This is a genomic window from Rhodococcus sp. WAY2 (assembly GCF_009859915.1).
Taxonomy (GTDB): domain Bacteria; phylum Actinomycetota; class Actinomycetes; order Mycobacteriales; family Mycobacteriaceae; genus Rhodococcus_F; species Rhodococcus_F oxybenzonivorans.
The window spans coordinates 4,778,589-4,798,150 of the sequence record NZ_CP046572.1; the positions used below are offsets into that span (position 1 = coordinate 4,778,589).

Consider the following 19,562-nt stretch of genomic DNA (forward strand, 5'->3'; position numbering starts at 1 on the left):
CTGTTAGGAAAAACGATGAGTAGATTCGACGTCACCAAGACGAACATTGCGGTCGAGCAGTTGATCGAGCAGACCGTCAACCCGCGGCACCAGTACCTGCTGCACGCATACAACCGGCACCGCAACCTGGAGATCGCCGGCCGCTGGGAAGAGATCTTCGCACCCGACATGATGGTCGACAAACCCGTCTACAACTTCAACACGTTCGGTCGCATGGTCAAGCTCGAGGGCGCCGACGCGATCAAGAGTATCTACAGCGAATGGGCTGGAACCGGGCAGTGCATCTTCTACGTCGAGGACGAGAAGATCGCTGTCGGCGACAACCTGATCTGCACCGACTTCGTGCTCTACCAGCAGACTCCCGGAGCGGCGCTGGCCGCTGAGGGTGTCGACGTCGACCCGCAGGCGACCTATCTGATGAAGAACCGGCAGTACATGAACCGGCAGTACATGAACTGGCCATATGACGACGAGGGTCGCCTCATCGGTGAGGATGTGTGGGAGGTCGACGAATCCACACGGGAGTACATCCGACTCGACCCCTCCGAGGTGCTCACCTGTGCAGAGGCGGCGCCCCTGCTCGAACCGCTGATCAAGCCACTCCCCGCGCGTCCCTTCTAGGAAGTTCCCCCACTGTCCGCCGAAGACGGCAGCGGCACTGGGGTTCCGCCCCGCAGATGCCCGGGCAGGTGGTCAGCTTCGGTGAACCACCGCCCGGGCCTTCCCGATTCTTCACCGGTGATCCCAGGGAAGGCGCCGTTCCCGGTCAGTGCCCGTGAAGGCTTCCCACCCCTTCAGACACCACAAGGCGATCCACGCCCACTTCGACAAAGGCCACGGCCGCAGAAACCACCGAGAGAGTTGCCACATGCTCAATCTGTCCATGCTTCTAGAGGATTCCGCGCGTCGGTATCCGGACCGGGACGCCCTGATCCACGGCGAGCAGCGGTTCACCTACGCCCAACTCAACGCCCTCTCCAACCAGGTAGCCAACCTTCTCGGGTCGAGCGGGATTCGGCCCGGTGACAAGGTGGCGCTGTCCCTCCCGAACGTGCCGTGGTTTCCGGCGCTCTACTACGGAATCCTCAAGGCCGGCGCGGTGGTGGTGCCGCTGAACATCCTGCTCAGGGGTCGCGAGATCGCCTATCACCTGGCCGATTCGCAGGCCAAAGCCTACTTCTGTCACGAGAGCACACCGGACCTGCCGATCGCCGAGTTTGCACGCGAGGGCTTCACCGACACCCCGGGCTGCGAACACCTGTTCGTCATCAGCGCGGACCAGATGGTCCCGGGCGAGGGCGTCACGGCTCTGCCGCACGCACTCGAAAACCAGTCCAGCGAGTTCGAGACCGCACTGCGGGAGGCCACCGACACTGCCGTGATCCTCTATACCAGTGGCACCACTGGGCAGCCCAAGGGCGCCGAGCTGTCACATTCGAACATGGTGCTGAATGCGCAGACGTCCAACCGTCTGTTCGACTCGAGACCGAGCCAACAGGACACGCACCTGACTGCGCTACCGCTTTTCCACACCTTCGGCCAGACCGTGAACATGAACTCGGCCTTTTCGGTGGCGGCGACATTGATCCTGTTGCCGCGATTTGATGCAAAATCCGCCCTGGCGATCATGAACGAGCAGAACGTGACCGTTTTCGCGGGTGTGCCGACCATGTATTGGGGCTTGCTCGACGCCCTCGCCGCCGGAATCGACGGGGTCGACGTGACCCGGATCGCGGCGAATCTGCGCAAGGCGATCTCGGGTGGATCGGCGCTGCCGGTAGAGATCCTCGAGCAGTTCCGGCAACGATTCGGGGTCCAGATCCTCGAGGGTTACGGGCTGTCGGAAACGTCGCCGCTGGCGGTGTTCAGCGACGCCGAGAGCGATACCCGGCCCGGGTCGATCGGCACGCCCGTCTGGGGTGTGCAGGTCCAGTTGGTCGATGCCCAGTGGAATCCTGTGACCTCGCCCAATGAGGTAGGTGAGATCGCAATCAGGGGCCACAACGTGATGACGGGCTACTACAACCGGCCCGCCGCCACCGCCGAGGTGATGCGCCACGGCTGGTTCCGCAGCGGGGACCTTGCCCGCCGCGACGAGGACGGCTTCTACTACATCGTCGACCGGGCCAAGGACATGATCGTGCGCGGCGGTTTCAACGTGTACCCCCGGGAAATCGAGGAGGTACTCATGGCCCACGAGGCGGTCTCGCTGGCGGCAGTGGTCGGGGTACCGCACGAAAGCCACGGCGAGGAAGTCAAGGCCTTCGTCATCCTGAACAAGGAGGCGGACATTTCCGAAAGCCAGCTGATCGACTGGACCAAGTCGCAGATGGCCGCCTACAAGTACCCACGGATGGTCGAGTTCGTCACGTCATTGCCGATGACCGCCACCGGAAAGATCCTCAAACGCAGCCTCGCCTAGGTTGCCTCACGCATCCGACCGCGCCGCAAATTGGGGTCGCAACACGACTCCCATGACAATCAGTGGCCCATCAGACACTACTGCATGGAGAAAAAATGCTCGAAAAGCTGCACATCGTGGTGGGAGAGGTCCGGTCACCGGTCTTGACCAACAGCGCCTCCGGAGCCGACGAGGCCGTGGTGTTCGTGCACGGAAATCCCGGGTCCGGCGACGACTGGGTCCCATTGTTGGAGGAGGTTGCCGCCTTCGCTCGGGTGATCGCCCCCGACATGCCTGGTTTCGGCGACACGGAACAGCGCACGAAGCAAGACTTCACGGTGCCGTCGCAGGCACAACACCTCGAGGGAATCATCGACCAGCTCGGTGTCACGCGCGCGCATCTGGTCCTCCACGATTTCGGGGGGCCGTGGGGGCTGGCCTGGGCTGCGACCCATCCCCAGCAGGTCGCGAGCGTCACGCTCATCGACACCGGCATCAACAGGAACGCGCACTGGCACGGATTCGCTCGCCTGTGGCGAACCCGGTTCGTTGGCGAACTGGTGCAACTGATGATGACTCGCCGGGTCAACCGGGCGATCATCGGACGCAAGAATCCCGCATTGCCCGAGAACTGGCTGAACCAGATCGTGGACCACGCCGCCCCCCTGGGTACCAAACGGGCAGTGCTTCAGATGTACCGGTCCCTGGACCTAGCCGCGCTCGAAGGAAGTCTGACCGGCCCGCTCCGGGATCTGGAGGTTCCGTCGCTCGTGGTGTGGGGCGCGGACGATCCCTTCATTCCCGCCGAGTTCGCCCGGCGGCAGTTGGCGAGCTTTCCCTGCGCACGGGTCGAGATCGTACCGGGAACCGGACACTGGCCCTGGCTCGATGCGCCCGACAAAGTCACCGACATCGTGCTGCCGTTCCTCCGTGCCCAGTTCGACGATGCACCCTCCGACGCTGCGGGTGTCTCCGGTCGCGGCGTGCCCACGACCACGGTCGGTCATTAGTTTAGGAGTACTACATGGAACTGCGTGCCACCTCCGTCGACGCCCCGGCCGCCGCACCCCGCGTCGGCCCCAGCACCAGGTCGAGTAAGTATCCGTGGATTGTCTTCGCCCTCACCTTCGGGCTGCTCCTCTCGGACTACATGTCCCGGCAGGTTCTCAGCGCCATCTTCCCATTCCTGAAAGCCGAATGGGCGCTGTCCGATTCACAGCTCGCCTCGCTCTCGAGCATCGTCGCGCTCATGGTCGGCTTGCTCACCCTTCCGCTGTCGCTGCTGGCGGACCGGTGGGGCCGGGTCAAAAGCCTGGTCCTCATGGCTGTGCTCTGGAGCGCAGCGACCCTGCTGTGCGCGGTTGCCAGCACCTACGAACAGATGCTCGGCGCCCGGTTCCTCGTCGGAGTCGGCGAGGCCGCCTACACCAGCGTCGGTATCGCGGTCGTGCTCAGCGTCTTCGCGCCCCGACTGCACGCCACCCTCAGCGGAGCCTTCATGGCCGGCGGATCATTCGGGTCGGTGATCGGTGTCGCCCTCGGCGGTGTCATCGCCGTCCACGTAAGTTGGCGCTGGTCGTTCGCGGCCATGGCGATCTTCGGTTTGATCTTGGTGGCGCTGTACCGCGCCCTGATCACCGAACGTAAACTGGCCCAGCACACCGCCGACGACCTGCCCACGGTTCCAGCAAATACACCGGCGGGATACCACGCCCCGGTGTCGACCCTGTTCACCAACCCTGCGGTCCTGTGCGCCTATGTCGGCGGCGGCCTGCATCTGTTCACCGCCGGAGTGCTGCTGTCCTGGCTCCCCAGCTTCTTCAACCGCTACTACCACCTTGCCCCGGCAGAGGCCGGGGCAATGGCGGCAGTCTTTGTGTTGCTCGTCGGCAGCGGAATGGTGATCTGCGGCATCATCACCGACCGTGTCGGTCGCACCGACACCAGCCGCAAGTGGAGCGCAGCGATCGCCTTCTGTCTGATCTCGCTCGTGTTCCTGACGGTAGGATTCAGCGTCGGTACCGGGGCTACGCAGATGGTCCTGATCGCAATCGGGGCCTTCTTCTCCGGCGGGGCGTCCGGCCCGTCCGCGGCGATGGTAGCCACTCTCACGCACTCCTCTGTCCGAGCCTCCGCAATGGGTACGCTCGCCGTTGCCTACAACCTGCTGGGGATGGCGCTGGGACCCTTCGTAGTCGGTGTCCTCGCCGACCGCCTAGGGCTGCTTCGAGCTCTGCAACTGTCCCCCCTGGTCTACCTCGGTGCGATCGTCGCGCTGGCCGCCGGCAAGCGTCTGTACCCGGCCGGAATACGAAAACTCGACGCACTGAGCACGAAAACACCACATCCGTAAGCTTCCGACCACACACAGACGGCGAAGGGACGTCGCCGCTCCCGGTTTGTCCTTGTCGAGATATCCGATCGTTTTTCGACACATCTCCATGCCATGGATCGAAACAAATACCGCACATTTCGAATACCGCACCTCCCTCGGTCGGTCGAGTGGGAATCCGAATTCTGCCGCGAGCGCAACACGCGGCGGCAGATAATTGTGGTACCGGTACATCGTCGCTCGGGGAAGGGTCAGCCATGTCCGATCGTAGTTTTGGAGTCAATCCAGCGAGTTCTGAGTATCCATCCGGCAAACAGGGTTTCGCGGCAGGTACGTCGATGGCGGCCGCCGTCATCATGGTTACCGTCGGCATCATCCAGTTCTTCCAGGGGATCGCGGCGGTCGCCGAAGACGAGGTATTCGTCAGCGGCATCAACTATGTCTATAAATTCGACCTCACCACCTGGGGATGGATCCACATCATCCTCGGCGTCATCGTCGCGATCGTCGGCCTCGCCCTCTTCACAGGCGCCGGGTGGGCCCGAGTGTCGGCCATCATCGTCGCGGCCGTCTCGATATTGGCGAACTTTCTGTGGTTGCCCTATTACCCGGGCTGGTCACTGTTGATTATCGCTCTCGACGTCGTCATCATCTGGGCTGTTTCGACGTGGAATCCGGAGAGGGAGATAAGAGACGCGAACCTCAGCGATACCGGCACTGCCACTCGGTGATTCGACCCGATAATTACACGCCCTGGATTCCCGGCTCACCGAGTTCATCTCCAGGGTGCAACTCCACCGCCACCACGCCCTCCCGGACAGCGTGGCGGACGAACTCGGCGCCCGGACCGAAGAACAGCCGGGGGCGGACGGCGTCGAGGCCGATGGGCCACAGTGTGCCGTAGTGGATGGGCACAGCCAGTCCTGCCTGCACCAGGCGCGCGACGACCGCGGCTCGTGGTGGATCGAGGTGACCCTTGCCGAGTGTCGGGCCCCAGCCCCCGACGGGTAGCAAGGCGAGATCTACCGGGCCGACATGGTCGGCGAGGTTCGGGTACAGGTCGGTGTCGCCGGCGAAGTAGGTTCGCCGGTCTCCTTCGACGACATACCCGATCGCCGGCGCGAGCTGCGGGCCGCGGCGCCAGCGCCGGCCGTCGTGTCGGGCGGGCACGGCACGCACCGTTACTTTGCCTATCTCTATCTGTTCGCCGGGCCGCAGCGGTAGCAGGCGGTCGGCGAACTCGCGCAACGCGGGCAGGCCGTCGACCGCCCGCCACGGCGCCACGATCGGTACGTCCGGATCGAGCAGCCGCAGGGACGGCAGGTGGGTGTGGTCGGCGTGCAGGTGTGAGAGCAGGACGGCATCCGGGTGTCGCACATGCTTTCCGCTCGGGGTGGGGCCGGTGCGGCGGCGCAGGTGGGCGACGCGGTCGGTCAGCACCGGATCGGTCAGGATGACCGTTCCGCGGTCCACGATCAGTGCGCTGGCATGTCCGAGCCAGCGGAGACGGAATGCCTCGTCATCCTGCCCCGCCGTTGCGCTCATACCCCTTACGATTCCAGATGACGAGGGAGCTGCGATGCGCACGGTGAGCGGTGTGGTGCGAGTGTTCGTCGAGTTCCTCGTGCTCTGGGGGTCGTCAGCGCTCGCGATCATCGTGCTCGACCGCCTCCTCGGCGGGGTTTCACTGGAAGGGTCGAGTTTCACTCCGCTGCCGACCCTGCCGGCTGCGCTGATTCTCGCATTGGTGTACGGCGTACTCAGTGCCGCGCTGTGGCCGGTGATGATGTGGCTGATGTCGTGGATCGGTCCGGTGCTGTTGTTCGTCGGGGTGTTCCTCGCCGGCGGCGTGATCATGCTGTTGGCGCTGTATCTGGTACCGGTTGCGGTGGTGAACCAACCACGCGACGCGTTCGTCCTCGCGGCGCTGCTCTCGTTGTTCACCTCCGTAGTGTCGGGTGCTATCGCGTCTCGCTCCGATACCGCGTACCGAGTGATGCAGGTGCGTCGTCAGCGGTTCCGGCTGCGGCGCAACGTCGTCCTCGAGAACGCAGCGCCGGGGCTGTTGTGCATCCAGATCGACGGCCTCGGTTACGACGTGCTGCGTCGCGCGATCGCCGACGGCGTCACGCCCGGACTGGCGAAGTTGGTGCGCCACACGCACAAGCTGCGTCCCTGGCACACCGATTGGAGCAGTCAGACGGGTGCCACCCAGCTGGGCGTGCTGCACGGTTCCAACCACAACGTGCCGGCGTTTCGCTGGTACGACAAGGCGACCGGGCACATTTCGGTGTTCAGCAATCCGGCCGACAACGAGCAGCGCGAACTCGAAAGGACCGACATCCCCGGCCTGCTGGCACACGACGGTGCGAGCCGCGGAAACCTCTTCACCGGCGGCGCGAACGACAACGTGCTCGTCGTCAGCCGCATGCGCGGTGCGCGCCTCGGCGGCGGTGCCGGCTACAGCGCCTATTTCGCCGACCCGGCGAGTGCGCTGCGCACGTCGCTGCGAATGTTCGGCGAGGTGCAGCGGGAAATACGCCAAGCACTACGGCAAAAGCGCAAGGACATCCAACCACGGGTGCCGCGGGGCGGCGTTTATCCGTTCGTGCGGGCGTTCGCGACCGTGCTTGCCACCGACGTTTCCGTCGCCGCAGTGGTCGGCGATCTGATCAAGGGACGCAGCGTCGTTTACGTCGACCTGATCGGCTACGACGAGGTTTCGCACCACTCCGGCATCTCCCGGCCCGAGACCCTCGCGGTGCTGTCCAAACTCGACGACATCGTCGAGATGCTGCTCGCCGTCGTGGAACAGGCCGCTCGGCCCTACCGCGTCGTCGTGCTGTCCGATCACGGGCAGAGCCAGGGCGCGACCTTTCTGCAACGCTACGGGGAAACCCTGGGGCAGTTGGTCATCCGGCTCGGTGCACCGCGAGAACCGACCGCGGTCAAACGTCACTGGTACGAGCGCGAACCCGACGTCTCCGCACAACCGGGGGCGGAGGGGCGCGGCTACGCCGCGGCAAGCGTGCACGCACCGACGGCCAGCGAGGAGGCGCACGCTCCCGCCGGCGAGCCGATCGTGCTCGGCTCGGGCAACCTCGGTCTGATCTACTTCCCGGACCTGCCCGGACGGGCCGACGTCGACGCCATCGAAGCCGCCCACCCCGGCCTACTCACCGGGTTGAGGGAACATCCAGGAATCGGTTTCCTGTTGGTTGCTGCACCTGGCGGGTCCGTCGTGCTCGGGCCTCACGGTCAGGTCGACGTGACAACGGGGGAGGTCACAGGCCAGAACCCGCTCGCAGTGATGGGTCCTGACGCGCTGGAGAAGGTGCGACGCACCGACAGCTTCGACAACGTTGCCGACATCATGGTCGGCGGTGCGTACTGGCCCGACACCGACGAGGTCGCGGCGTTCGAGGAGCAGGTCGGCTCGCACGGCGGCATGGGAGGACCGCAAAGCACCCCGTTTCTCATCTATCCGGCAGACCTGCCCGCACCGCCCGACCCGCTGCACGGCGCCGAGGCCGTGCACAAGGTGCTCGTCGGATGGCGGGATCATGCCGTCGAGTCAGACCCCGATGCGTCGGTGACCGGAGTACCGACCTGATCGGTTGCCGTCGCGGACCCGACCGTCCTTTGTGCCGAAAGCGTTTCGTACTTCTCCGACGGAAGCACTCGCACGATCGTTGACGACGTGCCAGGCTTGTCATTGATCGTGATGCATTGACCGGCCGGCTAGGAGCAGGCGATGACGTCCACCACTTGTGCGAATCCTGCCGATTCCGGATGCTCACCGTCGATGGGTCCGCCCACGATCGGGGTAGAAGAAGAGTTCCTTCTCGTCGATCCCGAGTCGGGCGCCCCACTTATGTGTAATGCCGCCGTCGCCGCGGCCGGGCAGGCACTCGACATCGAACTGCAACTCGAACTCGCGCAATGCCAGATCGAAACAGCGACACCGGTATGCGCAACCATCGCGGACGTGTGCCGGCAGCTGCACCGAGCCCGGTCCTTGACGGCAGCCGCGGCCGCACGCGCCGGAGCCCGCCTGTTGGCGGCCGGTGTTCCTGTGGTGGGGCCACCACCCCGGACGGTCACCAATCTTCCGCGGTACGAACGGATGGTGAACCACTTCGGATCGTTGGCGGAACAGGTTATCTGCGGCTGTCACGTTCATATCGGCGTCCCCGACCGTGACATCGCCGTGCAGATCAGCAACCATATTCGACCCTGGATGCCCGCTTTGCTGGCCTTGACCGCGAATTCCCCCATCCTCGCTGGTCGTGATACCGGGTACGCGAGCTGGCGGCACATCCTGTGGACTCGGTGGCCGAGCGCAGGGCCGCCGCCGTATTTTCGGTCGGCACGCCACTATGACGACGTGGTCGCGACTATGCTCGATTGCGGAAGCATCCTCGATACCGCAATGATCTATTGGGATATCCGGTTGTGCGCGCACCAGCCGACCATCGAAATACGGGTCAGCGACGTTCCCGCCACTGTCGAGGAGACCATTCTGCTCGCCACCCTGGTCCGTGGATTGGTCACCACGGCACGAAGGTCGATCGACCGTGGTGACCTCGCTCCACTCGTCGACGCCGAAGTTCTCGGCGCGGCGTATTGGCGGGCTTCCCGCGAGGGCATAGAGGGACACGGCGTCGACGTGATCACCCAACAGGTAGTCCCCGCAACCACAGTGCTCTCGCGGCTGCTCGCCCATACCCGCACCGCACTCGAAGAAACCGGTGACTACATCCGCACCAGGGAGGCGATCGCGCGAGTCCACGCCCTTGGTAACGGCGCTCAGCGGCAGAGATCGGCATTGCACGCGGGCGCCATGGCGGACGTGCTTGCGGTGCTCACCCAAGACACTCGCGATGTCCGGAGGCGTGAGTGAACACCGCCCGACGACGGTACCGCCAGCAGCGGCGTCATTCTCTAGCGCCGTCGTCCCTCGGCGGGTGATACTGAGATGACGCCACGCGTGGCTGTCGCTGCCCGCTTCAGAAGAGAGGTCTCGCAGTGAATGACACCGATATCGACGAACTCGGGCCCATCGACTACCTCGTCGTAGAGTTCCCCAGTGATCGACAACCCGACGGATCGGCGCTTCCTCACCTGATCGACCTGGTCGAGCGAAACATCATCCGGGTGTACGATCTCGTCTTCGTCCGTAAGGAAACCGACGGCTCGATATCCGGTATCGAGATCGAGGATCTCGGATTCGAAGGCGGCGTGGACGTGACGCTGTTCGCCGAGGCGGCGACGGGCCTAGTCGACCCAACGGACCTCGAGGAGGCGGCCGTCGTACTACAGCCAGGTTGTTCCGGAGCGATCCTGGTGTACGAGAATCGCTGGGCCGCACCGTTCGCCTCGGCACTACGGCGCGAGGGCGCCCAGCTCGTCGCGTCCGGGCGCATCCCCGTCCAAGGCATTCTGGCAGCGCTCGACGCACTCGACGAAACCACCGGCTGACGCACCGAATACTCGAAAGCGGAGGAATATCATGCCAGGACTTCTACGCGGGATGGCCCGGACCGCTGTCGTGGCGGGCACCGCGACCGCCGTCTCCAACCGGGTATCGCGACGGCAGGGACAGCGGTGGGCGGCGAACCAGCCTGCACCACAGCAGGAAGCGGCTCCGCTCCCTGCGTCGAGTCAGCCCGCACCGCCCTCCGGTGGCATGGATCGCATGGCCGCCTTGAAGCAACTCGGCGAACTCCGCGATCAGGGAGTTCTCACCGAGGAGGAGTTCAACGCGGAGAAGGCCAAAATCCTGGCGTCCTGACCGCAACCTCGAGTGGACGGAGCTCCGAAAATGGAAGGCTTTTGGGAATTCTTCTGGTTCATCTTCGTCTGTTTCGCCTTTGCGGCGTACCTGACGGTGCTGTTTTCGATCATTACCGATTTGTTCCGAGACCATGAAACTTCGGGGTGGGTGAAGGCGATCTGGATATTCTTCCTGTTCATCATTCCCTTCTTGTCGGCGCTGATCTACCTGATCGTCAGGAGTGACGGCATGGCGAAGCGATCGATGGCCGCTGCCCAGCAGGTCAAGCAGACGCAGGACTCCTATATCCGGGACGTCGCGGGACAGTCACCCGCCCAGCAGATCGCGGATGCCAAGGCGCTGCTCGACTCCGGGACGATCACCGACGCCGAGTTCCAGGCGATCAAGGCGAAGACACTGGCCTAGATTCAGTGAGTTTCGGCATCACGGGCATGCCCGTGATGTGAAATTCTCGGTCGATTCGATGGGTCCCGACCCTCGCATGACGGACAATGGGAATTAGCGGACGACGTATACCGAGAGTTCGCCCGTCATGGAGAGGACGCGACGAGCCATGACGACCGATGTGACCGACAGCTCACCCGAGGAGGACACCGGTGCCGCGCGGCCGCCTGGGCATCGACGCTGGCTTCCCGACAGGTACGCATTCGGCGGACTGGTCATCGCCGTATTTTTCGTGTGGCTGTCGTTGACGCCGACGCTTCTGCCCCGTGGGCCGTTCTTCCAGGGACTGGTCACCGGTGTGTCGGCAGCAATCGGCTACGCCGTCGGGTTTCTCGGCTCCAAGTTCGTGCGCTATCTCGTGCAGCGGGAGGCATCGGACCACGTGAAGACGATGGTTCGCCGGACGGCGGCGGTCGTCGGTCTCGTCGGAACCGCAGTGATGCTGGTGTGGTTCGGTAACTGGCAGGCCGAACTCCGGGAAATTATGAGCGCGGCGCCCTTCCCATGGTGGGGCTATCTCGTCATGGGGATCGTGGCGTTGCTGGTGTACGTCGGGTTGGTTGCCACGGCCCGGGTGCTGCTGCGGGCCGTGCGGTGGGTCGAACGCAAGATCAGCCGTGTGGTGCCCCGGCGGATCTCGGCGACCGTGATCGGAGTAATAGTCGTAGCGCTGGTATTCGCACTGGTCAACGGGGCTGCAGTTCGCGCGATCATGTCGGGTCTGAACAGCTCGTTCGCCGCCGTCAACCAGGAGACCAAGGCCGGTGACGAGCCGCCTACGTCACCGCTGCGATCGGGCGGGCCGGAGTCGCTGGTGACGTGGGATTCACTGGGACGGCAGGGTCGCTCGTTCATTTCTCGTGGCCCGTCCGTCGAAGACTTGTCCGCGTTCAACGGCGGTCGAGCCGCGGTGGAGCCTATTCGAACCTACGCGGGGCTCGCCAGCGGCGGCGATTCGATCCGCGAGAACGCCCAGGTGGCGGCGGACGAGCTGGAACGCGCCGGCGGGTTCGATCGTGCAGTGGTGGGCGTGGCGACCACCACCGGCACCGGGTGGATCAATGAAAGTCTCGTCTCCTCGCTGGAGTACATGTACAACGGCGACACCGCGACGGTCGGGTTGCAGTACTCGTATCTGCCGAGTTGGCTGTCCTTCCTCGTCGACAAGGAGCGTGCCCACCAGGCCGGGGAGGCATTGTTCGACGCCGTGTACGACAAATGGAAGAAGTTGCCACCGGAGTCCCGCCCGAAGCTGGTCGTGATGGGTGAAAGCCTCGGCTCTTTCGGTGGTGAAAGCGCTTTCGGCAACGTCGACGACGTCGAGGCCCGCACCGACGGTGTGCTGTTCACGGGACCACCGAATGCGAACGAGATCTGGACCGATGTGACCACGAACCGCGATCCGGGCTCGCCCGAATGGCTTCCGGTCTACGAGCAGGGCGAGATGGTGCGCTTCGGGGCGCGGGCGGCGGAGGATCTGCCACGCCCCGATGCCCCGTGGGGGCAGCCGCGGATGGTCTATCTGCAGCACCCGTCGGATCCGATCGTGTGGTGGTCGCCGGAGTTGTTAGTGCGCGAGCCGGACTGGCTGAAGGAGGAGCGCGGTTACGACGTCCTCGATAGCACGCAGTGGTTCCCGTTCGTGACGTTCTTCCAGGTTGCGGCGGACATGGCGGTGTCCACAGGTGTTCCGGACGGACACGGACATTCCTACGTCGTCGATATCGCCGATGCGTGGAGTGCGATCCTGCCGCCCGACGGCTGGACTTCGGCGGACAACGAGCGCCTGCGAACTGAGCTCGCCGAGATGGGTGCCGACGGCTGACAGTCTGTCGGCGCGTTCGGGATCACATCCCGGCTCCCGCCCGGCCGAGTTCGCGTTTGAGGATTTTGCCGGTGGCGGTCATCGGCAGGGCGGCGACGAATTCGACGGTGCGGGGGTACTTGTAACTCGCCATCTGCTGCTTGGCCCAGGCGATCACGTCCTCTGCGGTGATCTGTGCGCCGGGTTCGAGGATGACGTACGCCTTGATCTCCTCGCCGTGGCTGTCGTCGGGAACACCGACGACGGCGGCGAGGGAGACGGCGTCGTGGCCGAGGAGGACCTCCTCGATCTCGCGGGGGTACACGTTGAATCCGCCGCGCACGATCAGGTCCTTGGCCCGGTCGACGATGTAGTAGTAGCCGTCGTCGTCGACGCGGGCGAGGTCGCCGGTCCGGAACCAGCCGTCGCGCAGCACTTCCGCGGTGGCGTCCGGTCGGTTGTAGTACCCCTTCATGACGTTGTGGCCACGCAACGCAATCTCGCCGATGGCACCGGCTCCGGTGACGGTGTTCCACTCCTGGTCGACGATCCGGGCCTCGATTCCCCACACAGGGACGCCGATCGACCCGGGCCGTGGCTCACGGCCGGGGTCGCTGAACGTCGCGAGGGGTGACGTCTCGGACAGTCCGTACCCCTCGAGGATCTGCACCCCGAAGCGGTCGGCGAACCGGGTGAGTATCTCCACCGGCAGCGCGGCGCCGCCGGAGATCGCGAGACGCATATTGGCGGCGATGCGGCCGATGTCAGCGGGGTGTTCGTCGAGGGCGCCGAGCAGACCCCAGTACATGGTGGGCACTCCGGCGAAGACGGTGATGTTCTCGCGTTCGATGACGTCGAGTGCCGCGGCGGCCTCGAACCGGGGCAGCAGCACGAGGGTCGCCCCTACCGAGATGCCGGCGTTCATGGTGACGGTCTGGCCGAACGAGTGGAACAGCGGCAACGTCACCAGGTAGCGGTCGTGAGTGGTAGGTGTGCTGTCGAACAGGCGGTTGGCGGTCAGCGCATTGAGCACCATGTTGGCGTGGGTGAGTTCGGCGCCCTTCGGTTTTCCGGTGGTCCCGCTGGTGTACAGGATGACGGCGGTGTCGCCCGTTTCGCGCACGACGGTCGAGAAGGCGGCGTCGTGTGGCGCCATGGCGTCGGCCAGTGTGCCGATGCCGTCGATCGTTACGGGTGCGTTCAGGTCAGTGGTGATGCGGAACATGCTGCGGCAGTGCGGACTCTGCGCGAACGCCGAGCGCCCGTACTCGCCCATCGGCAGGTCGGGAGTGCCGTCGTAGCAGAAATACACCGTGGCGTCGGAATCGGCGAGGTGATAAGCGATCTCGCGTTCCTTGAGCAACACGTTGAGTGGCACGACCACCGCACCGGCTTTGAGGATGCCGTAGTAGACGACGGGGAACTGCGGGATGTTGGGGCAGGAGAGCGCAACCGTGTCGCCGGGCTCGACGCCCGCCGACACCAGCAGGTGCGCGACCTGATCGGACTGGGCGTCGAGATCGGCGTAGGACATCCGCTCGTCGCCGAGAATCAGGGCGTCACGGTCGGGGAATCGGCGGGCGGAGTCTTCGAGAAGTACGGAGAGGTTCAGCACGGGACACTTTCTCGGAGTGGGAAGGTGGGCGATGCGCTAAGACAGCGCGGCGGCGGCCGTCGAGTCGATCAACTCCCGGAGCAACTCCTCGGCGTACGGCCAGTACCCGTAGCCGGCGGCAGGATTGAGGTGACCGACGGCTCCGAGGTCGACGAGCCGGCTGCCCCACGACTCGGCCATTCCGGCGACCCGACGGAAGCGAGCCATCGGATCGTTGGTGCTGGCGGCGACGACGCTGGGGAACGGCAGTCGGCGCCGGGGGACGGGCTCCCAGCCACCCTGCTCGAGATCCTCGAGGGTCGGATACCCCGCGGGCAGTGGTTCCTCGAGGTCCGGTGGAGTGGCGAGCAGGGCGCCCTGGACCGGGCGGGTGGACCGCTGGGCCCAGTGGACGGTGATCACCACTCCCGCACTGTGCGCGACCAGGACTACCGGGCCGTCGATGTCGGTGAGGACGTCGTCGAGTGCGGCGATCCGGGCAGCCAGGCTGAACTTGTCGCGTTCGAGCGGCGGCACCGTTCGCACGGTGTCGAGTCTCTCGGCGAGCAGCGTCTGCCAGTGGTCGGCGACGTGGTCGCGCAGTCCGGGCACGATCACCACGGTCGGTGAGGTGGAGGTAGTCACGAGTGGCTCCGGTTTTCTATGAGGTAGCGGTGAGGGCGGCGAGCTTGCGGCGTCCGGCCGGGTAGGCGCGCTTGCCGAGGATCAGGGCGACGATCGCGACGATGTAGATCAGCGGAGCGATCTGCAACGCGGTGACAAGCCCGAAGCGGTCGGCCAGCACCCCGACGACGAACGGTCCCAGTGCCAGTCCGAGGAGGTTGTTGGCCAGGGTTAGTGTGCCGAAGGCGGAGGCACGCACCGACGAGTGGGTGAGGTTCGCGACCATGGCGGCGATGGGACCGGATGAGCCGGCGGAGAAGAAGGCACCGATGCCGATCAGAACCAATTGGAGCGTGCCGGAGGGCATCTGGAAGCCGGTGCCGAGGAAGACGAGGGAGATTACGCCGAAGACCACCGCGGTGGTCCATTTACGCGCGGGATCGTTGCGGCTGACGCGGTCGGTGATCATGCCGCACACCACCATGCCGCTGCCGACGAGGAGGACGAAGATCGACGCCATCGCGCCGGCCTTGTCGAGTGCGAGGCCGTAGGAGCGGTTGAAGAAGCTCGGCAGCCAAGCCAGCAGGACCCCTGCGGTGAACATCTGTAGACCACCACCGATGTAGGCGAACACGACGGCGGGGGTGGTGAACAGGCTCGAGATCGGTGCCCGGAATCCGGTGGGACCGGGTGTGTCGGCCGGGTCGTCGTCGGCCGCATGAAGAGCCAGTTTTCGTTCGGAGACGAGAGCCCGGAAGAGGGCGACGAGCATGAGTCCGAAGACGGCCATGGCGGCGAACGACCAGCGCCAGCCGAGGTTGACGGCGATCACGCCACCGAGGGCGACGCCGATCACGGACCCGAACGATCCGCCGCCCATGAAGGCGCCGCTGAGCGTGGAGTGCACTCGCGGGGCGAACACGCTGAGGACGACGGCGATGCCGACGCTACCGTAGGCGGCCTCACCCACGCCGACGAGGAATCGGGCTCCCAGCATCTGCTCGTAGCTGCTTGCCACCGCACAGAGCAGTGTGGCGATGCTCCAGAGCACGGCCATCAGGACCAGGCTCTTCACCCGGCCCCACCGGTCGGCCAGCAGCGACAGCGGGAGCGTCAGCAGTCCGACCATCAGTGCGACGATGCTACTGAGCGACGCCAACTGTGAATCGGACAGCGTCCATTCGGCTTTGAGGATCGGAAAAACGGCACTGAGGACCTGGCGGGACATGTAGTCCGACAGCAGCAAACCGAAGGTGAGTGCGAAGACGATCCAGGGATAGAACCGGGACCGGGAGGCCGGTGCGGTCTTCGGGGCGGTGGTCTTCGGGGTGGTGGTATTCAGGGCGGTGGTGGCAGGCAGTCCCATGAGGCCTCCTATGGCGGACAGGAGTGATAAAGGGGTGGGGGAGAGAGCGAGCGGCGATCTGCTCGGCTCTCTCCCCGGTCACGACGCGAGTTCCCCCGCACCGACACTCAGGCGTGCTGGGTGAAGCCGAGCTGTCCCGGCCGGCGGCTGGGCGCGAATCCGATCTTGGCTAGGGTCTCCTCGGCGTTGGCGTACCGCTCGTCGAGCTTGTAGATCTCGCGGGCCTCCTTGCCGGTGGCGACCTCGCGGCCGAGTTCGCCGGCGATGCGGACGAGTTGCTCGATTTGCTGGACGGAGGTGATCTTCTCGCCCTTGCGACCCCAGATGGTGTCCTCGTTGCCGCAGCGGGCGTGCAGGCCCATGGCGATCGCCATGGTGTTCATCGGGAGCACGCTGCGCATGAGGGTTTCGAGGGTGAGCACGGCGCCGTCCGGGGTTCGGCGGATGAACTCCATCATGTTGTACGGGTTGGGTCCGTCGAATCCGCCGCCGATGCCGACCCACGTGACCATCAGCGGGCCTGTGTATACGCCGCGGCGAATGAGGCGTTCGACGGTTTCGAGCTGGGCTACGTTGGCGAGTTGGAAGTGCGGCTGAATTCCTGCGGCCTGCAGACGCTTCAGGTGCTCCTCCACCCACGACGGTCCGGCGGGGACGACCATCTCGCGGTACGCGTCGGCGATCTCCGGACGCAGGAACGAGGTGCCGGCGATGTCGTCGGCGGTCATCAACTCCATGATGTTCATCTGGTTCGTGTTGATGGCGATGGTCACCTGGTCGGGCTTCGGGTCGAGTTCGGCGAGCATGTGCCGAGCGTCGTCGCTGAGCCACTTCGCGTCGGCGCCTTCACCTTCGGGTGCGAACGAGATCGACCCACCCACCTGCAGTATCATGTCCGGCACGGCCTCCCGGAGGCGGCCGAGCAGTTCGTTGAACTTCGACAACCGCTTGGAGCCCTTGCCGTCGAGTTCGCGGACGTGGATGTGCAGGACGGTGGCGCCGGCCTCGTAGCAGTCGACCGCCTTCTGGACGTGCTCGTCCATTGTGAGCGGCAGGTCTTCGCGGAAGTCGTCCGGCTCCCACTCGGGGCCGTACGGGGCGGCGGTGATGACCAGCTTTTCCTGGGTCTCGGGGAAGAGGGCGTCGTCGTGGAAGTGCATGGGTGTTCTCCGTTCGAGGTGGTTCGGATCAACAGGGGGAGAGAAGTTTCAGAAGGGCCGGTCGCCGATGATCCCGGCGCGTTCCATCTTGCGGACGGCGGGCCAGTAGTCCTGGACCGCGTAGTGCTGGGTGGACCGGTTGTCCCAGATCGCGACGCTGTTCTTGGTCCAGCGCCACCGCACCTGGTACTCGGGAATCGACGCCTGGCTGATCAGGTAATTGAGCAGGTTGCTGCTGCCGGGCGCATAGTCGATGCCGTACCGGATGTGCTCCGGGGTGTGGTAGTTGACGAAGTGGGTCGCGAAAGCATTGACGAACAGGATCTTTTCGCCCGTCTCGGGGTGCGTGCGCACCACGGGGTGCTCGGCGTCGGGGAACCTCTGGTGCAGCGCCTGCCGCTGTTCCAGCGGCTGTGCGGCACCGAACGACGCCTCGATGCTGTGCCGGGCGCGCAGTCCGTCGATCTGCTTCTTCACCGCGTCGGGCAGCTTGTCGTAGGCCAGGGCCATGTTCACCCAGATGGTGTCTCCGCCGATCGGGGGCGTCTCCACGCAGCGGAGCACGCAGCCCATGGGCGGGTTCTCCCGCCAGGTGGCGTCGCAGTGAAAGGCGTTCTCGTAGTGGTCGGCCGGGCTGTCGAGGTCCTTGTAGATGCGCACCAGCCCGGGGTGGTCGGGGTCGCTCCCCACGGCGGGGTGGTCCTCGAGCGGGCCGAACCGCTCGGCCAGCGCCACGTGCTCGGCGCGGGTCATGTCCTGGTCGCGGAGGAACAGGACCTTGTACTCGAGCAGCAGTTCCCGCAGTTCGGCGAACAGGGCGTCGTCGCGGGCGGCGTCACCGAGGTTCACGTCGAACAGTTCGGCGCCGATCGAACAGGTGAGCGGTGCGATCCGGAACGACCCGGAAGGGGAGAGGATCGTGTGCGGTTCGGGCAAGTAGGTCAGTTGCGCGGTGTCGGTCATGGTGGTGTCTCCGTCGGAGTGAATGTGTTGGCCCGCAGTCAGAGTCGGAATACGGACGAGCCGATGCTGCGGCCGGATTCGAGATCGCGGTGCGCTTGGACGGCGTCCTCGAGTCCGTAACTCTGGTTGATCTCGATCCGGATCCGGCCGGCCTCGACGTGTCCGAACAATTCACCGGCGAGTTCGGCGCGCTCGGCCGGGTCGGCGATGTAGTCGGCGAGAGCGGGGCGGGTCACGAACAGTGAACCCTTGACTGCCAACTGCATCGCGTTGATCGGGGGAATCGGTCCGGAGGCCGTTCCGAAGCACACCAGCAGTCCGCGCCGGGCGAGGCAGTCGAGCGAGGTCTGAAAGGTGGACTCGCCGATGCTGTCGTACACCGCCGGGACGCCGGCGCCGCCGGTGATCTCGCGAACTCGCTCGGCGACGTTCTCCCGGGTGTAGACGATCACGTGCTCACATCCGTGGGCGCGGGCGATCGCGGCCTTCTCGTCGGTCGACACGGTGCCGATCACGTTGATGCCCAGCAACTTCGCCCACTGAGTGAAGATCAGGCCGACGCCCCCGGCCGCCGCGTGCAGCAGCACGGTGTCGCCCGCCTTCAGCGGGTAGATGCGGCGCAGCAGGTATGCCGTGGTCAGACCCCGCATGGTCATCGCGGCCGCGGTGTCGAAGCGGATCGCCTGCGGCAGCGGGATCAGCGGTGCGGCCGGCATCACGCGTTCGGTGCTGTAGGCGCCGAGCGGGCTGCCTGTGTAGGTGACGCGGTCGCCGACCTGCACGTGGGTCACGCCGGAGCCGACCTCTTCGACGACACCGGCCGCCTCCACGCCCATGCCTGCGGGCAGTTCGGCCGGGTAGAGGCCGGTGCGGAAGTAGGTGTCGGCGAAGTTCAGCCCGACGGCCTCGTGCCGGATCCGGACTCCGTGGGGGCCGGGCTCTCCGACCTCGACGTTCTCCCACTTCATGACTTCCGGAGCGCCGTGCTCGTAGAACCGAACTGCCTGTGCCACAGTGTTTCTCCTCTTCGATGTGCTGATCGGCGCGGTGCCGCGGCCGGACGCTCGCGGCCGGTTG

Annotated in this window: 18 protein-coding genes; 11 read left to right on the forward strand and 7 right to left on the reverse strand. The window is 65.3% G+C overall.

The window, feature by feature from the left end:
* Positions 1–15: 15 nt before the first annotated feature.
* The 5 genes from GFS60_RS21665 (at position 16) to GFS60_RS21685 (ending at position 5,464) form a co-directional block, all read left to right on the forward strand.
* The gene (locus tag GFS60_RS21665) at positions 16–621 is read left to right on the forward strand and encodes a hypothetical protein (RefSeq protein WP_159924452.1); all 606 of its coding nucleotides are present in this window, start codon (positions 16–18) and stop codon (positions 619–621) included.
* A 247-nt stretch (positions 622–868) separates the two neighbouring features.
* Positions 869–2,422 carry a long-chain-fatty-acid--CoA ligase gene (locus GFS60_RS21670; protein ID WP_159924453.1) on the forward strand — a complete coding sequence of 518 codons (1,554 nt, stop codon included), beginning with the start codon at positions 869–871 and terminating at the stop codon, positions 2,420–2,422.
* A gap of 95 nt (positions 2,423–2,517) precedes the next feature.
* Positions 2,518–3,411, forward strand: a complete 894-nt coding sequence (locus GFS60_RS21675; protein ID WP_159924455.1) for an alpha/beta fold hydrolase — start codon at positions 2,518–2,520, stop codon at positions 3,409–3,411.
* 14 nt (positions 3,412–3,425) lie between these two features.
* Complete coding sequence (locus GFS60_RS21680) at positions 3,426–4,754, forward strand: MFS transporter (RefSeq protein WP_159924457.1); 1,329 nt, start codon at positions 3,426–3,428, stop codon at positions 4,752–4,754.
* Between the two features lie 236 nt (positions 4,755–4,990).
* Positions 4,991–5,464 carry a DUF7144 family membrane protein gene (locus tag GFS60_RS21685; RefSeq protein ID WP_159924459.1) on the forward strand — a complete coding sequence of 158 codons (474 nt, stop codon included), beginning with the start codon at positions 4,991–4,993 and terminating at the stop codon, positions 5,462–5,464.
* A 13-nt stretch (positions 5,465–5,477) separates the two neighbouring features.
* Here GFS60_RS21685 and GFS60_RS21690 read toward each other — a convergent pair whose 3' ends face one another.
* Entirely contained in the window at positions 5,478–6,278 is an 801-nt protein-coding gene (locus GFS60_RS21690; protein WP_159924461.1) for an MBL fold metallo-hydrolase, read from the reverse strand.
* A 34-nt stretch (positions 6,279–6,312) separates the two neighbouring features.
* Here GFS60_RS21690 and GFS60_RS21695 point away from each other — a divergent pair, with 34 nt between their 5' ends.
* From GFS60_RS21695 to GFS60_RS21720, 6 genes are all read left to right on the forward strand, one after another.
* Positions 6,313–8,346 (forward strand): phage holin family protein, encoded by a 2,034-nt coding sequence (locus GFS60_RS21695; RefSeq protein WP_159924463.1) that lies wholly within the window; start codon positions 6,313–6,315, stop codon positions 8,344–8,346.
* A gap of 141 nt (positions 8,347–8,487) precedes the next feature.
* A complete protein-coding gene (locus GFS60_RS21700; protein ID WP_159924466.1) occupies positions 8,488–9,636 on the forward strand; it encodes a carboxylate-amine ligase in 1,149 nt (382 codons plus the stop codon).
* Positions 9,637–9,761: 125 nt separating this feature from the next.
* Positions 9,762–10,214 (forward strand): DUF6325 family protein, encoded by a 453-nt coding sequence (locus GFS60_RS21705; protein ID WP_159924468.1) that lies wholly within the window; start codon positions 9,762–9,764, stop codon positions 10,212–10,214.
* Between the two features lie 31 nt (positions 10,215–10,245).
* On the forward strand, positions 10,246–10,527 hold the full coding sequence (locus GFS60_RS21710) for an SHOCT domain-containing protein (RefSeq protein WP_159924470.1): 282 nt from the start codon (positions 10,246–10,248) through the stop codon (positions 10,525–10,527).
* 30 nt (positions 10,528–10,557) lie between these two features.
* A complete protein-coding gene (locus tag GFS60_RS21715; protein WP_159924472.1) occupies positions 10,558–10,935 on the forward strand; it encodes an SHOCT domain-containing protein in 378 nt (125 codons plus the stop codon).
* Between the two features lie 148 nt (positions 10,936–11,083).
* Positions 11,084–12,799 carry an alpha/beta hydrolase gene (locus GFS60_RS21720; protein WP_159924474.1) on the forward strand — a complete coding sequence of 572 codons (1,716 nt, stop codon included), beginning with the start codon at positions 11,084–11,086 and terminating at the stop codon, positions 12,797–12,799.
* Positions 12,800–12,821: 22 nt separating this feature from the next.
* Here GFS60_RS21720 and GFS60_RS21725 read toward each other — a convergent pair whose 3' ends face one another.
* The 6 genes from GFS60_RS21725 to GFS60_RS21750 all read right to left on the reverse strand — a co-directional run bounded on the left by GFS60_RS21725 (position 12,822) and on the right by GFS60_RS21750 (position 19,498).
* Positions 12,822–14,393: a long-chain-fatty-acid--CoA ligase gene (locus tag GFS60_RS21725; RefSeq protein WP_159924476.1), complete on the reverse strand. Its 1,572-nt coding sequence runs from the start codon at positions 14,391–14,393 to the stop codon at positions 12,822–12,824.
* A gap of 36 nt (positions 14,394–14,429) precedes the next feature.
* A complete protein-coding gene (locus GFS60_RS21730) occupies positions 14,430–15,017 on the reverse strand; it encodes an RBBP9/YdeN family alpha/beta hydrolase (RefSeq protein WP_159924478.1) in 588 nt (195 codons plus the stop codon).
* Positions 15,018–15,033: 16 nt separating this feature from the next.
* The gene (locus GFS60_RS21735) at positions 15,034–16,362 is read right to left on the reverse strand and encodes an MFS transporter (RefSeq protein ID WP_159924481.1); all 1,329 of its coding nucleotides are present in this window, start codon (positions 16,360–16,362) and stop codon (positions 15,034–15,036) included.
* 107 nt (positions 16,363–16,469) lie between these two features.
* A complete protein-coding gene (locus tag GFS60_RS21740; RefSeq protein ID WP_159924483.1) occupies positions 16,470–17,522 on the reverse strand; it encodes a 3-keto-5-aminohexanoate cleavage protein in 1,053 nt (350 codons plus the stop codon).
* A gap of 48 nt (positions 17,523–17,570) precedes the next feature.
* A complete protein-coding gene (locus GFS60_RS21745; protein ID WP_159924485.1) occupies positions 17,571–18,485 on the reverse strand; it encodes a TauD/TfdA dioxygenase family protein in 915 nt (304 codons plus the stop codon).
* Between the two features lie 38 nt (positions 18,486–18,523).
* Entirely contained in the window at positions 18,524–19,498 is a 975-nt protein-coding gene (locus GFS60_RS21750; RefSeq protein WP_159924488.1) for a quinone oxidoreductase family protein, read from the reverse strand.
* Positions 19,499–19,562: the final 64 nt, after the last annotated feature.